We start from the raw sequence: 13,666 nt of genomic DNA, 5'->3' as shown, positions 1-13,666 counted from the left end.
AGGGCTAGGATGGGTGATTTGCCGGGCTGCCGTTGAGGGCGGCGCCGGGCGTATGCGGGTCCGTCATAACTATACCTTGATTGCCCCGACTTCTCCGGATTTGCGGTTTCGACGGGTTTGGGCGGCACCCTAAGACTGCGCGGCTTGCTGCCGCCGCGCCAACAATAAACGATTAATCACGACCACTACGCGAGCAAACTGAATGTCACCTTCTGCCACTAACAAGATCGCGCTCTTCATCGATGGGGCCAATCTCTACGCGACGGCGAAAACTCTGGGCTTCGACATCGACTACAAGCGCCTGCTGAAGGAGTTTCAGAGCCGCGGGACGCTGCTGCGGGCGTTCTACTACACCGCGATCATCGAGGATCAGGAGTACTCCTCGATCCGACCGCTGATCGACTGGCTGGACTACAACGGCTACACCGTCGTCACCAAGGCGACCAAGGAATTCATCGACGCCTCCGGCCGCCGCAAGGTCAAGGGCAACATGGACATCGAGCTCGCCGTGGACGCCATGGAGCTCGCCGAGCACATCGACCAGATGGTGCTGTTCTCGGGTGACGGCGACTTCCGCTCCCTGGTCGAGGCCGTCCAGCGCCGCGGCGTGCGGGTCACCGTGATCTCCACCATCGCGAGCCAGCCGCCGATGATCGCCGACGAGCTGCGCCGCCAGGCCGACGTCTTCACCGACCTCGTCGAGCTGCAATCCAAGCTCGGCCGCGACCCGTCCGAACGCCCCGCCCCGCGTGACCGCGGCGAGCGTGGCGAGGGACGCCACCATGCCCCGCAGTTCCTCCAGCGCGCGACCACGATGGCGCCGAGGGGCGATGACGACTTCGAGGAGTGAGGCGGCACGGTCAAGCCGCCAGCCCCCCACCGTCGTTCCCGACCGCGACTGTCCGCTCTGCCCGCGCCTGGTCGCCTTTCGCGAGGCGAACCGCGTGCGCGAGCCGTCGTGGCACAATGCGCCGGTTGCGCCCTTCGGCGACAGCAAGGCGCGGCTTCTGATCGTCGGCCTCGCGCCGGGCATGCAGGGCGCCAACCGCACCGGCCGTCCGTTCACCGGCGACTATGCCGGCGACCTGCTCTACGCCACGCTGCTGGAATACGGATTTGCCAAGGGCATTTATCAGGCGCGGCCTGATGATGGCCTGAAGCTGGTCGACTGCCGGATCGCGAATGCCGTGCACTGTGTGCCGCCGCAGAACAAGCCGCTGCCGATCGAGATCAATACCTGCCGCCAGTTTCTCGCCGCGAATCTCGCGACGATGCCGAACCTGCGCGCGATCGTCGCGCTTGGACGCATTGCACACGACACCGTGCTCAAGCCGCTGAACCTGAAGGCCTCGCAAGCCCCCTTCGGCCACGGCGCCGTGCATCAGGCCGGTGCGTTCAGGCTCTACGACAGCTATCATTGCTCGCGCTACAACACGAACACCGGCGTGCTGACGACGGACATGTTCCGGAGCGTATTCGCGAAGGTGAAAGCCGACCTGGATTAGAACTTGGCTGGATTGGCCTTCAGCCAGTCCAGGACATCGCCGGCGTTCCGGTCGGGCGGAAACACCGGATAGAACACATGCGTGACCTCGGCATTGTCGATGATCAGCGCGAGCCGCTTGATCAAGGTGAGGCCTGCGACCTCCATGGTCGGCAAATCGAGAGCGCGCGTGAGTGCCAGCTTCTCGTCCGACAGCACGGGGAACGGCAGGTGCAGCCGCGATGCCATCTCGGTCTGATAGGCGTTGCTCTGCGTCGAGAGGCCGTACACCTGGGCTGCGCCGGCGGCCTTCAGCTCGGCGAACAGATCGCGAAACGCGCAAGTCTGTGGAGTGCAACCGCGCGCGCCCGGGATCATGTCCCAATCGTCGACCAGCGCAATCTTGCCGGGCTCGCCGGTGCGGGGATAGGCGAACACCACGGTCCGGCCGCCCAGCGCCGACAGCGTGACTGACGTGTCGTCGGTGGCGAGCAGGCTGATCGCCGGCAGCGTCGTGCCCTTGAGATGCGCGGCGCCTCCGTCATCGGCTGGCGCCGGGATCTGGCTCCAATCGACCTCGAGCAGGTTCTTCTGAGTCATCCCGCTATCCCCTCGCCCGCATCAACCGGCCCTTCTCCCGGCTCCAGTCGCGCTTCTTCTCGGTCTCGCGCTTGTCGTGCAGCTTCTTGCCCTTTGCAACCGCTAGCTGCAATTTGGCGCGACCGCGCTCGTTGAAATAGAGCTTGAGCGGGATCAGCGTCATGCCTTCGCGATCGACCGCGCCCATCAGCTTGTTGATCTGCTTGCGGTGTAGAAGCAGCTTTCGCGGCCGCTTGGGCTCGTGATTGAAGCGGTTGCCCTGGAGATATTCGGGAATGGTGGCGTTGATCAGCCAGATCTCGCCGTCCTTGGAATCGGCATAGGACTCCGCGATCGTGCTCTTGCCGTTGCGGATCGATTTCACCTCGGTGCCGGTCAGCGCAATGCCCGCCTCGATCGTATCCTCGATCGCATAGTTGAAGCGGGCCTTGCGATTTTCCGCCATGACCTTGATCGGACGTTCGTTCTTATCGGCCATAACCTACGAAACCTGGCAATAAACCTGATCGAGATGCGCAGCAAAGCTAACAGTTTGGATGAAGCGTGCGCGTCACTTCTTGAGGAGATCGCGGATCTCGGTCAGCAGCACGACCTCCGCCGACGGCTTCGCCGGCTCCGCGGGCTTGGTCTCTTCCTTGCGCTTCAACGTGTTCATTGCGCGGATCACCAGGAACAACACGAAGGCGACGATGATGAAGTTGATCGTCAGCGTCAGGAAGCTGCCGTAAGCAAGGACGGCGCCTTGCTTTTTCGCATCAGCCAAGTTGGTGGCGGTGACCGCCTTCGACAAGGGGACGAAGTAGTTCGAGAAGTCGAGGCCGCCGGTCGCAGCGCCAATGATCGGCATGATGACGTCGCCGACCAGCGACGTGACGATGGCGCCGAAAGCCGCGCCGATGATGACGCCGACCGCGAGATCGACGACGTTGCCCTTCATGGCGAACTCGCGGAACTCCTTGAGCATTTGCGCACCCTTTTCCTCGACGCTCATGAATAAGCTCCCGGATCGGATCGGCTAGCGCATCAGTTGATCAGGCCGGCGTGCACCATGGCACTGCGCACGGCAATGCGCGTCGGCTCGGAGACCGGAACCATCGGCAGCCGCAGCGTCTCGTCCAGCTTGCCGATGAGCGACATCGCGTACTTGATCGGCGCCGGATTGCTTTCGATGAACAGGTTGTTGTGGAGCGGCATCAGCTTGTCGTGGATCGCGAGCGCTGCCTTGGTGTCGCCCTTCGCCCAGGCGGCCTGGAACTCCGAGCACAGGCGCGGCGCGACATTCGAGGTCACCGAGATGCAGCCATGGCCGCCATGCGCCATGTAGCCGAGGATGGTCGCGTCCTCGCCGGAGAGCTGGTTGAAATCCTCGCCCATCGCCGCGCGCTGCTGCGAGACGCGGACCATGCTGGCGGTGGCGTCCTTGACGCCGGCGATGTTCTTCAGCTCCCACAGCCGCTTCATGGTGTCGACCGACATGTCGATCACCGAGCGTGGCGGGATGTTGTAGATGATGATCGGAATGCCGATCGCATCGTTGATCGCCTTGAAGTGCTGGTACATGCCTTCCTGGGTCGGCTTGTTGTAATAGGGCGTCACCACCAGCACGGCATCCGCGCCCGCCTTCTCGGCGTGCTGGGCGAGCTCGATCGCCTCCTTCGTCGAATTGGAGCCGGCGCCCGCGACAACAGGCACGCGCCCCTTGGCTTCAGCGATGCACCATTCGACGACCTTCTTGTGCTCGTCATGGCTGAGCGTCGGGCTCTCGCCGGTGGTGCCGACCGGGACCAGGCCGTTGGTGCCCTCCGAGATCTGCCAGTTGACCAGGGAGCGGAACGCCGCCTCGTCCAGCGAGCCGTTCTTGAACGGCGTGACCAAGGCGGTGAACGATCCCCGGAATTTCGTCTTGGCTGCCATGGACTTCCTCCGTACGCGGCTATCTAAAGAGCAAGCCGCATTCATATCGGGTCTATCCCGTCGGTAAAAGGCCCGCTTCCGCGTGACGCACCGTTTAGGCCGCGATTTTGCCGCGGTGGTGGTGCAAACCCGGCAAAGGTAAGCGGCTGTTGGTATTTTGTCCGCATATTCAATCGAATACAGCTAGGTTTTGAGCCAACTGACTGATTCGGGGCGACGAAACGCCGTGACCTCCTTTCCTCGTGCCGCATGGCGCTCCACCGGTCTGGTCGTGTGCCTCATGGCAGGGCTGTCGGTCGGCTGCGCCGCCCTCGCGAAGTCCAATGAGACGACCGCGGAAGGGGCCAAGGACACCGCGAAGCCGGCCGCCAAGGACGCCGCGAAAGGACCAGCCAAAGGAACCGGCAAGGAAACTTCGAAGGAAACTTCGAAGGACACAGCCAAGGGCGCGAGCAAGGGTCCGGCTAGTGCCCCGGCCAAGGATGCCGCGAAGAAACCTGCCAAGGACGCTGGGAAGAACGCCGGCAAGAACGCGGGGAAGGAACCCGCGAAAGACAAGCCCAAGCCTGCGGCGGCTGCCGCTACGCCAAAGCCGCACCCGCCCGCCAACGGTTCGGCCCCCAAACCCGCCTCCGCGCCGGCCGTGACGGCCACCGTCAGACCTACCGCCCCGGCGCCGGTCGCCAAGCCCGTCGCAGCTCCCGTCCTTGCGCCGGCGACCCGCCAGCACGCCGCGCCGCGCAAGCCGGTCACGCCGGCGGCGGTCGCCGCGACCTCCTCGACGTCGCAAGCCGACAAGGACACGCTGGAGACCGTCATCGAGCTCGTGCGCAAGCGCAAGGCGGGCGACGCCACCAATTACGCTGCCTCGATCTCGGATCCCGTCGCGCGAAAGCTCGCCGAATGGATCATCCTGCGCAGCGAGGACAATGGCGCGACCGTGGAACGCTACCGCGCCTTCCTCTCCACCAATCCGAGCTGGCCGTCGCAGACCTTCCTGCGCCGGCGCCTCGAGGCCGCGATGTGGGACGACAGGCGCGACGATTCGGTCGCGTGGTCGTGGTTCGAGAATGAATCGCCGGTGTCCGCCAAGGGCCGCTTCACGCTTGCCAAGGCGATGCTGGCGCGCGGCGACCGCGCCAATGCCGAGCGGCTGGTGCGCGAGGCCTGGCGCAGTGATCCGATGTCGGAGGACACCGAGAACAACGCGCTCGACCAGTTCGGCGCGCTGCTGACGCCCGGCGATCAGAAGGCGCGGATGGACACGCTGCTCTATGGCAGCGAGAACGAGGCCGCGCTGCGCGCCGCAAAGCGCCTCGGCGCCGGCTATATCGCGCTCGCCAAGGCCCGTATCGCCGCCGTCAAGAAGGCGCCGAACGCGCGCGCGCTGCTCGATGCCGTGCCGCGCGAGCTGCACAGCGATCCCGGCTTCATCTTCAGCAAGATCCAGCTCCTGCGCCGCGAGGAGAAGTTTGCGGAGGCCGCCCAGCTGATGCTGTCGGCGCCGAAGGATCCGAACCGGCTCTACAATCTCGACGAATGGTGGATCGAGCGGCGCCTGCTGGCGCGCAAGATGATCGACACCGAGGAATTCCGCAGCGCCTATCTGATCGCGCGCGATGCGGCCCTGCCCTCGCGCGACATCTACAAGACCGAGCAGGAATTCACCGCGGGCTGGATCGCGCTGCGCTTCCTCAACGATCCCGCGGCCGCCACCCAGCATTTCGCCCGCATCGGCGTCGGCAGCGTCAATCCGACCACGCTGGCGCGCGCCGGCTATTGGCAGGGCCGCGCCGCGGAAGCCGCGGGCCGCCAGCAGGAGGCACGCAACGCCTACGCGCGGGCAGCCGAGCAATCCACCAGCTATTACGGCCAGCTCGCGCGCGCAAAACTCGGCCTGCCGCAGATCGAGCTCAACAGCCAGCCGCGCGGCCGCGGCGCCGAACGGCTGGAGATCGTGCGCGCCGCGCACCTGCTCTACGAGCTCGACGAGCGCGAGATGGCTGTGCCCATGCTCGCCGACATGGGCGAGAACGGCGATCCCGAGGCGCTTGCCGGCCTCGGCGAGCTCAGCCAGCGTTACAGCGACGCGCGCGGCATGCTGCTGCTGGGCAAGGCCGCGCTCAACCGCGGCCTGCCGTTCGACTTCTACGCCTATCCCGTCAACGGCATTCCGCAGTTCACGCCGATCGGCCCCGAGGTCGAGCGCAGCATCGTCTATGCGATCGCGCGGCAGGAAAGCGCGTTCAACCCCTCCGTGGTTTCGCCGGCGCAGGCTTACGGCCTGATGCAGGTGACGCCGGATGCCGCGCGCTATGTCTGCAAGCGGCACGGCGCGACCTACGATCTGGGGCGGCTGAAGGACGATTCGGTCTACAACGCCACGCTCGGCTCGGCCGAGCTCGGCGGACTGCTCGAGGATTACCGCGGCTCCTACATCATGACCTTTGCCGCCTACAATGCCGGCCGCGGCAGCGTGAAGAAATGGGTCGACCGCTACGGCGACCCGCGCGATCCCAGGATCGACGCGGTCGATTGGGTCGAGCTGATTCCGTTCTCCGAGACGCGCAACTACGTGCAAAGGATCATGGAGAATCTTCAGGTCTATCGCGCCCGCTTCGGCGGCGGCACACGGTTGCAGATCGAGGCTGATTTGCGCCGCGGCGCAGGCGGCGAGTAGACGCCCTTCTCCCGAAACGGAACCTCCCGAGTTGGGTAGCCTCTTTCGGTATCAAGCGTCACGCGTATCAGGAGCCACCGCGGGCGTCGCTGCGCCGCGCGCCTCGGCGATCACCGCCCGCCCGTCGCGGCTGACTTGCCGGCCTCCAGGTACTGGGTCGGATATTCCGCCGAGAACTCCGCCGTCACGCCCTGAGCGAGATTGGCAGTGTAGGTGAACTGGTTGATACCAGTGACCGTGCCACGGCCTACCGAACGTCCTGCCCACGCCAGAGAACGCTCCGAAACGGGCCTATTAAGTTCGTTTTCCGACGGGTATTACAGAAATAATCCGCCGAAGTGATCAAGCCATCCCTTTAATATGTTGTTTTTGTTATTTTAATTCCCCCTGGGCGCCGAGACAGACGCTCTATATGGCGTGCGCGGGGATGGACCGGGCATCGAGGTCGGCAGCTCGGCCGACCCAGGCGGGGGCTTGAACCTCGACAGGCCCTTTTGCGCCACCAAACTTAATTTCTAAGTAGAATCAATTCGTTACATGGAAACTAGCGTCTTGCGCGTGAAAGCCATATTGAACGATACGCGCCAGACGTCGAACCTCAGCGCCCGTTCTCACGGCATTATGGTCTCACTTTCAAAAGCAAACCCGTTTTGCCTGGAAGATCGCTGGGAATATTCGAACGAAAACACGCGCTTCCAAATTGACCGGCCCAAGTAATTAGATGCATAAGGCTCGCACCGGAGAGGTGGCCGAGTGGCTGAAGGCAACGCTTTGCTAAAGCGTCATACGGTCTCAAGCTGTATCGAGGGTTCGAATCCCTCCCTCTCCGCCATCCAGCAGCAGAATCGATAGCGGTACGCTCATTCACCCGAACGCGACCACCGAACGGCGGCGAAAGCCTGGCGCAAGGATCAGCGCGGCTGAACTGAGCCCGATTCGCTCTCTCCTTACATAAGTGTCAGCGTAACTAGATGCGGGATCGCCAGATCCGCCAATGCGAGGGCGATATCAGCACCGCCTCACCGGCCCAGACATTGAACCAGACGCCGGCCTTGCGGCGGCACGGAAAGGTCAACGGCAGGATGCCGGTCTTGTGCGGCCGTCCGAGCTCCAGATCGCAATCGTCGGGCGCGATCTGAATCGGCAGCCATTGACTCGGTCCTGAGTCATTCTTGTCGGGGTCGCCCATGCCGTGCGGGTTCTAGTGGCGGCACTGACGCCGGGATTTGATTCAGCTCAACCAAACCCACCCGTGCAAACACGGATGCGGGTGCGATTCCCGGTTCGATGCATCTTCCAGCGAAGTGGATACCGGCTCGCGTGACGAAAACGCGTCAAAGCAAGAATCCTTAGCCCCGTTCCGATTCCATCGGAACGGAAATGGCTCAGTGAGCGGAAACCCAGGCCCGCGCGTCGCGCTGCGCGGCCGCGATCTCGGCATCGGACATCTGGCCGGCGACTTCCTGGCGCAGCGCCACGGCGTCCTTGCGGCCCTTCAGGGCGGCGAGGTTGAACCATTTATGTGCGGCGACGAGGTCGACGAGGCCGGAGCGCCCGCTCGCCCAATAGATCCCGCGCTCGAACAGCACGTCCGACAGCGCGCTCGCGTCGATCGGCGTCGCCGTCTCCAGATCGAAAGTACCCTGAAACATAACGCATCCCCTTTTTTCTTATGCCGCCTCGTTCCCCCGAGCGCGGCTCCCGTCCAAATGATTGTTCAACTCGTCCCCATGCCGTTTGCCGGCTTGTTGAAGGCGATGATGGCGGGCAAATTTGAATGGCAGTTTAAGTATCGCGATGAAGCAGACGTAAACGCCCCCGCACGGGGTGCGCACGACAAATGCAAGAAGTCCTCGTTTTGCAGGCACTTCTGCGATTCTTCAGATTCGGTTTACCTTGGGATTTTGGGAGAACGATAACCATCGCGCGCGGTGACGCGTGTCCTGCGGTTACGATTTGCGGAAGGGGCGTGCCTGGAAAGGCCGCATGGACGCCTGGCGCCGCGGCGCCACCCGGTGGCCGACAGGCCGCGCAGCGCGAGGCTCGCTACTCGGAAGCGGAGCGCTTCGCATTGCCGCCTGAGCGGCCACCCTCGGGGCAAACGGCAGTTCGCTGCAGCCCTCGCCTGCCCCAAGGCAGTACGGTCACGTCACGGTCAGATCGGCGATGTCGGAAAAGGGAATGCCGGCAATACCCCGGCCTCAAGAGAACGAGGGCGTCGGCGAACACGTCAGGACCAGATTCCACGTTGGCCCGAAGGCCGCTTGTGAAATTGCGGAGCTCCTTGCAGAGAACCGCACCGAACGAAGAAAACTTGTTTCTTCTGCCGGGCCGCGAAAGAGAACGACCCGACCGTTGACCTGATGTCTCGCCGACACCCTCTATCGTCGACCAGAACCTTTTAGGAGGCGCTGATGACGTGCCGGCTCTCTAGGAGCCGGCAACTTCAGAAGTCGAAGTTACTTCTTCTTCTTCGCGACCTTGCGGGTCTTCTTCGCAGTCTTCTTCACTGCGCTCTTCGCCTTCTTCGCCTTCTTCGCTTTCTTGGCCATGTTGCCCTCCGATGTGTGAGATGGCTTTAATCGCTGCGCGCATTCGGGGATCGAATGCACTCACCCCGAATACACCAACACGACGAAAAAAACATCTTCTCACTTAAGGAAGTGTTGACGGCGCAGTGCGCGTGGGTCAGCCGCGCTTGATTTGCGGACACGCGGAGACACGCGTTTGCGATTGCAAATGCTTCTCGCAGCATTGACGTCAACAACAGCAGCGATTGCAAAAAGACTCTATGCAGCAAGTAGTATTCTGCGCGCGCACATCACGCGTGATCAGCGCAATGAAGCACGCCGCAAGGCGCTCGATCGCGTCGCGGAGGCGACTCGCGGACTCTGAGTCGCGGATTTTGGCAATGAAATTATTTTCATGCTTAACGGCGCGAACGCTCGTCGGCGCGAGTGGGAGCCGCCGTTTTGCGCGAATCGCGTGGCGGCGATTCGGTCGCAGCATCGCCGCCGATCGGGATGAAGTTTGCCGTCGAGGGTGCGCGCGAGCGTCGCAGCGCGAAGCGGAAGCGAGGTGACGGAGCGTATCCGTCACCTCGTTCAAATGTGTGACGTCAGATGCCGAGCTTCGACTTCAAGAGGTCGTTGACGCTCTGCGGGTTGGCCTTGCCACCGGACGCCTTCATGACCTGGCCGACGAACCAGCCGAGCGACTGCGGCTTGTCCTTGACCTGCGCGGCCTTGTCGGGATTGGCCGCAATGATGTCGTCGACAACCTTTTCGATCGCCGAAAGATCCGTCACCTGCTTCATGCCGCGGCTTTCGACCAGCGCGCGCGGATCGCCGCCCTCCTGCCAGAGGATCTCGAACAGATCCTTGGCGATCTTGCCTGAGATCGTGCCCTCGCCGATCAGGTCGATGATCGCAGCCAACTGCTCGGCGTTGACGGGAGAGGCCGTAATATCCCGGCCTTCCTTGTTGAGACGGCCGAACAGCTCGTTGATCACCCAGTTCGCCGCCATCTTGCCGTCGCGGGCGCGATTGCCGAGCTTGTCCAGCACGGTTTCGTAGAACACCGCGCTCTCGCGCTCTGCGACCAGCACGCTCGCATCGTAAGCCGACAGGCCGAAATCGGCGACGAAGCGCGTCTTCTTCTGGTCCGGCAGCTCGGGGAGCTTCTGTTTCAGCTCGTCGACGAAGCTTTGCGAGAACTCGAGCGGCAGCAGGTCGGGATCGGGGAAATAGCGGTAGTCGTGCGCCTCTTCCTTGGACCGCATCGATCGCGTCTCGCCCTTGTTGGGGTCGTAGAGCCGCGTTTCCTGGTCGATCGCGCCGCCGTCCTCGAGGATCTCGATCTGGCGCCGCGCCTCGTACTCGATCGCCTGGCCGATGAAGGTGATCGAATTCATGTTCTTGATCTCGCAGCGGGTGCCGAGCGGTGCGCCCGGCTTGCGCACGGAGACGTTGACGTCGGCGCGCAAGGATCCCTTCTCCATGTCGCCGTCGCAGGTGCCGAGATAGCGCAGGATCGAACGCAGCTTGGTCACATAGGCCTTGGCCTGCTCGGCGTCGCGGATGTCGGGCTTGGAGACGATCTCCATCAGCGCCACACCACAACGGTTGAGATCGACATAGGACATGCTCGGCGACTGATCGTGCAGCAACTTGCCGGCGTCCTGCTCAAGATGCAGGCGCTCGATGCCGATGGTCGCGGTCTTGCCGCCATCCAGTTCGACCACGACCTCACCTTCGCCGACGATCGGCGACTTGTACTGGCTGATCTGGTAGCCCTGCGGCGAGTCCGGATAGAAATAGTTCTTGCGGTCGAACACCGAACGCAGATTGATCTGCGCGTTCAGCCCGAGCCCGGTCCGGACAGCCTGTCTGACGCATTCCTCGTTGATCACGGGCAGCATGCCCGGCATCGCGGCATCGACCAGCGACACGTGGCTGTTCGGCTCACCGCCGAACGTCGTGGACGCGCCCGAGAACAGTTTCGAGTTCGAGGTCACCTGGGCATGGATCTCCATGCCGATGACCATCTCCCAGTCACCGGTGGCGCCCTTGAGAAGCTTGTGCGTGGCCGTGCTCATGTCTTGCTCCCGAGCAGCGTGGCAACGATCCGCTGCCACTCCGCCTCCAATGAATCCTTTGCCGTCGGCTGGCCGGCCTGGCGATACCAGTAGCCGGCATTGCCGAGATCGCCTTCGACGCGGTGCAGATAGGCGTGCACCCAGGCGGCGTCACGGCTGCTGTCGTCCTGAACGATCTTGTGCGCCTGGTCCCAGTCACCCTTCGCAGCCCACCAGAGACCGGTGAGCGGCGCGTTCAGATCCGGCGCGGGCGCCGCGCCGTCGAGGCTCGCGATGAATGCGGCGACATTCACCACCACCTCGCGGGCGTGAAGCGGCCGGCGGCCTGCTCGATCACCTCGCCGAGCGAGAACAGCGTCTCCTCGTCGAAGGGACGGCCGATCAATTGCAGGCCGAGCGGGAGGCCCTGCGCGTCCTTGCCGGCGGGCACGGCGATACCTGGCAGGCCCGCCATGTTCACGGTCACCGTGAAGATGTCGTTGAGATACATCTCGACCGGATCCGCGCCACCCTTCTCGCCGATGCCGAAGGCGGCCGACGGCGTCGCCGGCGTGAGGATCGCGTCGACGCCCTTGGCGAAGCAATCCTCAAAATCCTTCTTGATCAGCGTGCGCACCTTCTGGGCGCGCAGATAATAGGCGTCGTAATAACCCGCGGAGAGAACGTAAGTGCCGATCATGACGCGCCGCTTCACCTCGGCGCCAAAACCTTCGGCGCGGGTGTTCTCGTAGAGCTCGATGATGTTCTTGCCCTGATCGCGCAGGCCGTAGCGGACGCCGTCGTAGCGCGCGAGGTTGGAGGACGCCTCCGCCGGCGCCACGATGTAATAGGCCGGCAGCGCGTACTTGGTGTGCGGCAGCGACACCTCGACGAGCTCGGCACCGGCCGCCTTCAGCCAGGCCGCGCCCTCGCTCCAGAGCTTCTCGATCTCGGCCGGCATGCCGTCGAGACGATACTCCCTGGGGATGCCGATCCTGATGCCTTTCACGGACTTGCCGATCGCGGCCTCATAGTCTGGCACGGGCATGTCGACCGAGGTCGTGTCCTTCGGATCGTGCCCGGCCATCGAGCGTAGCAGCATCGCGCTATCGCGCACGCTGCGCGCGATCGGACCGGCCTGGTCGAGCGAGGAGGCAAACGCGACGATGCCCCAGCGCGAGCAGCGGCCATAGGTCGGCTTGATGCCGACGGTCGCGGTGAACGCCGCCGGCTGTCGGATCGAGCCGCCGGTGTCGGTCGCAGTCGCACCCATGCACAGCAGGGCCGCCACGGCCGAGGCCGAGCCGCCGGACGAGCCGCCCGGCACCAGCGTCGTGTTGCTTCCCTCGCGCCGCCAGGGATTGCCGACGGGACCGAAGCAGGAGGTCTCGTTCGCCGAGCCCATCGCGAACTCGTCATTGTTGAGCTTGCCGAGCATCACGGCGCCGTCGCGCCAGAGCTGGGAGGTGATCGTGGACTCATAGGTCGGCACGAAATTACCGAGGATTTTTGAGCACGCCGTCGTGCGCACGCCCTTGGTCGCGAACAGATCCTTGATGCCGAGCGGGATGCCGGCGAGCGGACCGGCATCACCCTTGGCGATCTGGGCGTCCGCCTCGCGCGCCATGGCGCGCGCCTGCTCGGGCGTCTCCATCACGAAGGCATTGAGCACACGCGCGGCTTCGATCGCGGACAGATGCGCGTCTGTCAGCTCGAGGGACGTGAAAGTCTTGGCCGCGAGACCCTTGCGGGCCTCGGCGAGCGTCAGCGATGTCAAATCAGTCATTTATTGATCGGGCTGCAGAAGAACGGAGAGAGGGTCTTGTCGTTGGCCGGGTCGTCTTTTTTCTTGGCGGCGGCGTTCGCAGCGGCCTCGATCTCGTCGAGCACGGCATTGACGGCGACGTTGGGATCGGCAGCCTTGCCCTGCCGCTCCATCTTGTCGAGATAGTTCATGTAGGCCTGATAGGCCTTCTCATCGTCGCAAAGCATGCACATCGGACTTGGTCCTAAGACTCTTTATTTGACGCGTTTTCTTCACGCGAACCGGACTCCACTTCGCTCGAAAACGCTATGCTACTCGACGACCTTCGGCACCAGGAAGAAGTGACCTTCGGTCGCGGGCGCGTTGGCAACGATATCGTCGGCGATCTCGCCGTCATTGACCACGTCTTGCCGCTTTTTCATCTCCATCGGGGTGACCGAGGTCATCGGCTCCACGCCCTCGACATTGACCTCCGAGAGCTGCTCGACAAAGGCGAGCATGGCGTTGAGCTCGCCCTGCAGATGCGGAACCTCGCCCTCGGAAACCGCAATGCGCGCCAGATGCGCGATGCGGCGGACGGTAGCGGCGTCGACGGACATTATATAAGGCCTCTCACGGCAAAACCTATGTGCCGTATAGCAGAGGCCG

The 13,666-nt window shown here is 63.5% G+C and carries 14 protein-coding genes and 1 tRNA gene; 4 read left to right on the top strand and 11 right to left on the bottom strand.

The window, feature by feature from the left end:
- Positions 1-202 precede the first annotated feature (202 nt).
- The gene (locus tag JQ627_RS06050) at positions 203-850 is read left to right on the top strand and encodes an NYN domain-containing protein (RefSeq protein WP_014494741.1); all 648 of its coding nucleotides are present in this window, start codon (positions 203-205) and stop codon (positions 848-850) included.
- Positions 831-1,505, top strand: a complete 675-nt coding sequence (locus JQ627_RS06045; protein WP_212483261.1) for a uracil-DNA glycosylase — start codon at positions 831-833, stop codon at positions 1,503-1,505. The genes JQ627_RS06050 and JQ627_RS06045 overlap by 20 nt, the downstream gene beginning before the upstream one ends.
- On the opposite strand, the gene JQ627_RS06040 is transcribed toward JQ627_RS06045, so the two are convergent.
- The 4 genes from JQ627_RS06040 to dapA form a co-directional block, all read right to left on the bottom strand.
- Positions 1,502-2,083, bottom strand: a complete 582-nt coding sequence (locus JQ627_RS06040; RefSeq protein WP_212483260.1) for a peroxiredoxin — start codon at positions 2,081-2,083, stop codon at positions 1,502-1,504. The two genes, JQ627_RS06045 and JQ627_RS06040, sit on opposite strands and share 4 nt — an antisense overlap.
- A gap of 4 nt (positions 2,084-2,087) precedes the next feature.
- Entirely contained in the window at positions 2,088-2,561 is a 474-nt protein-coding gene (smpB, locus tag JQ627_RS06035; RefSeq protein WP_094891864.1) for an SsrA-binding protein SmpB, read from the bottom strand.
- Positions 2,562-2,633: 72 nt separating this feature from the next.
- On the bottom strand, positions 2,634-3,074 hold the full coding sequence (gene mscL, locus JQ627_RS06030; RefSeq protein WP_249142932.1) for a large conductance mechanosensitive channel protein MscL: 441 nt from the start codon (positions 3,072-3,074) through the stop codon (positions 2,634-2,636).
- Positions 3,075-3,106: 32 nt separating this feature from the next.
- Positions 3,107-3,997 (bottom strand): 4-hydroxy-tetrahydrodipicolinate synthase, encoded by an 891-nt coding sequence (dapA, locus tag JQ627_RS06025; RefSeq protein ID WP_212483259.1) that lies wholly within the window; start codon positions 3,995-3,997, stop codon positions 3,107-3,109.
- A 280-nt stretch (positions 3,998-4,277) separates the two neighbouring features.
- On the opposite strand from dapA, the gene JQ627_RS06020 reads away from it, so the two are divergent.
- Positions 4,278-6,677 carry a lytic transglycosylase domain-containing protein gene (locus tag JQ627_RS06020; protein ID WP_212484056.1) on the top strand — a complete coding sequence of 800 codons (2,400 nt, stop codon included), beginning with the start codon at positions 4,278-4,280 and terminating at the stop codon, positions 6,675-6,677.
- A 739-nt stretch (positions 6,678-7,416) separates the two neighbouring features.
- Positions 7,417-7,509 (top strand) — tRNA-Ser (locus JQ627_RS06015).
- A 135-nt stretch (positions 7,510-7,644) separates the two neighbouring features.
- Here JQ627_RS06015 and JQ627_RS06010 read toward each other — a convergent pair.
- The 7 genes from JQ627_RS06010 to gatC all read right to left on the bottom strand — a co-directional run bounded on the left by JQ627_RS06010 (position 7,645) and on the right by gatC (position 13,617).
- On the bottom strand, positions 7,645-7,866 hold the full coding sequence (locus JQ627_RS06010; RefSeq protein ID WP_212483258.1) for a hypothetical protein: 222 nt from the start codon (positions 7,864-7,866) through the stop codon (positions 7,645-7,647).
- Between the two features lie 196 nt (positions 7,867-8,062).
- Complete coding sequence (locus JQ627_RS06005) at positions 8,063-8,329, bottom strand: hypothetical protein (protein ID WP_212483257.1); 267 nt, start codon at positions 8,327-8,329, stop codon at positions 8,063-8,065.
- A gap of 1,466 nt (positions 8,330-9,795) precedes the next feature.
- Positions 9,796-11,274, bottom strand: coding sequence for an Asp-tRNA(Asn)/Glu-tRNA(Gln) amidotransferase subunit GatB (gene gatB / locus JQ627_RS06000; protein ID WP_212483256.1), 1,479 nt, complete (start codon positions 11,272-11,274; stop codon positions 9,796-9,798).
- Positions 11,271-11,573, bottom strand: coding sequence for a hypothetical protein (locus tag JQ627_RS05995; RefSeq protein ID WP_212483255.1), 303 nt, complete (start codon positions 11,571-11,573; stop codon positions 11,271-11,273). The genes gatB and JQ627_RS05995 overlap by 4 nt, the downstream gene beginning before the upstream one ends.
- Positions 11,564-13,039: an Asp-tRNA(Asn)/Glu-tRNA(Gln) amidotransferase subunit GatA gene (gene gatA, locus JQ627_RS05990; protein WP_212483254.1), complete on the bottom strand. Its 1,476-nt coding sequence runs from the start codon at positions 13,037-13,039 to the stop codon at positions 11,564-11,566. The genes JQ627_RS05995 and gatA overlap by 10 nt, the downstream gene beginning before the upstream one ends.
- The gene (locus tag JQ627_RS05985) at positions 13,036-13,251 is read right to left on the bottom strand and encodes a hypothetical protein (protein ID WP_014494728.1); all 216 of its coding nucleotides are present in this window, start codon (positions 13,249-13,251) and stop codon (positions 13,036-13,038) included. Before JQ627_RS05985 ends, gatA begins: the two co-directional genes overlap by 4 nt.
- 78 nt (positions 13,252-13,329) lie before the next feature.
- Entirely contained in the window at positions 13,330-13,617 is a 288-nt protein-coding gene (gene gatC / locus JQ627_RS05980; protein WP_212483253.1) for an Asp-tRNA(Asn)/Glu-tRNA(Gln) amidotransferase subunit GatC, read from the bottom strand.
- Between the last annotated feature and the right edge of the window lie 49 nt (positions 13,618-13,666).

The organism is Bradyrhizobium liaoningense, assembly GCF_018130785.1.
GTDB classification, from domain to species: Bacteria; Pseudomonadota; Alphaproteobacteria; order Rhizobiales; family Xanthobacteraceae; genus Bradyrhizobium; species Bradyrhizobium liaoningense_A.
Note: the sequence above shows the minus strand (reverse complement) of the source record. Positions and strands in the feature narration are given on the sequence as shown.

Bases quoted from the DNA above. Each gene is read 5' to 3' on its own strand.
- mscL (WP_249142932.1), bottom strand. From the start codon at position 3,074: ATGAGCGTCGAGGAAAAGGGTGCGCAAATGCTCAAGGAGTTCCGCGAG.
- JQ627_RS06045 (WP_212483261.1), top strand. From the start codon at position 831: ATGACGACTTCGAGGAGTGAGGCGGCACGGTCAAGCCGCCAGCCCCCC.
- gatC (WP_212483253.1), bottom strand. From the start codon at position 13,617: ATGTCCGTCGACGCCGCTACCGTCCGCCGCATCGCGCATCTGGCGCGC.
- gatB (WP_212483256.1), bottom strand. From the start codon at position 11,274: ATGAGCACGGCCACGCACAAGCTTCTCAAGGGCGCCACCGGTGACTGG.
- JQ627_RS06005 (WP_212483257.1), bottom strand. From the start codon at position 8,329: ATGTTTCAGGGTACTTTCGATCTGGAGACGGCGACGCCGATCGACGCG.
- JQ627_RS06040 (WP_212483260.1), bottom strand. From the start codon at position 2,083: ATGACTCAGAAGAACCTGCTCGAGGTCGATTGGAGCCAGATCCCGGCG.
- JQ627_RS06050 (WP_014494741.1), top strand. From the start codon at position 203: ATGTCACCTTCTGCCACTAACAAGATCGCGCTCTTCATCGATGGGGCC.
- smpB (WP_094891864.1), bottom strand. From the start codon at position 2,561: ATGGCCGATAAGAACGAACGTCCGATCAAGGTCATGGCGGAAAATCGC.
- dapA (WP_212483259.1), bottom strand. From the start codon at position 3,997: ATGGCAGCCAAGACGAAATTCCGGGGATCGTTCACCGCCTTGGTCACG.
- JQ627_RS06010 (WP_212483258.1), bottom strand. From the start codon at position 7,866: ATGGGCGACCCCGACAAGAATGACTCAGGACCGAGTCAATGGCTGCCG.
- JQ627_RS05985 (WP_014494728.1), bottom strand. From the start codon at position 13,251: ATGTGCATGCTTTGCGACGATGAGAAGGCCTATCAGGCCTACATGAAC.
- gatA (WP_212483254.1), bottom strand. From the start codon at position 13,039: ATGACTGATTTGACATCGCTGACGCTCGCCGAGGCCCGCAAGGGTCTC.
- JQ627_RS06020 (WP_212484056.1), top strand. From the start codon at position 4,278: ATGGCAGGGCTGTCGGTCGGCTGCGCCGCCCTCGCGAAGTCCAATGAG.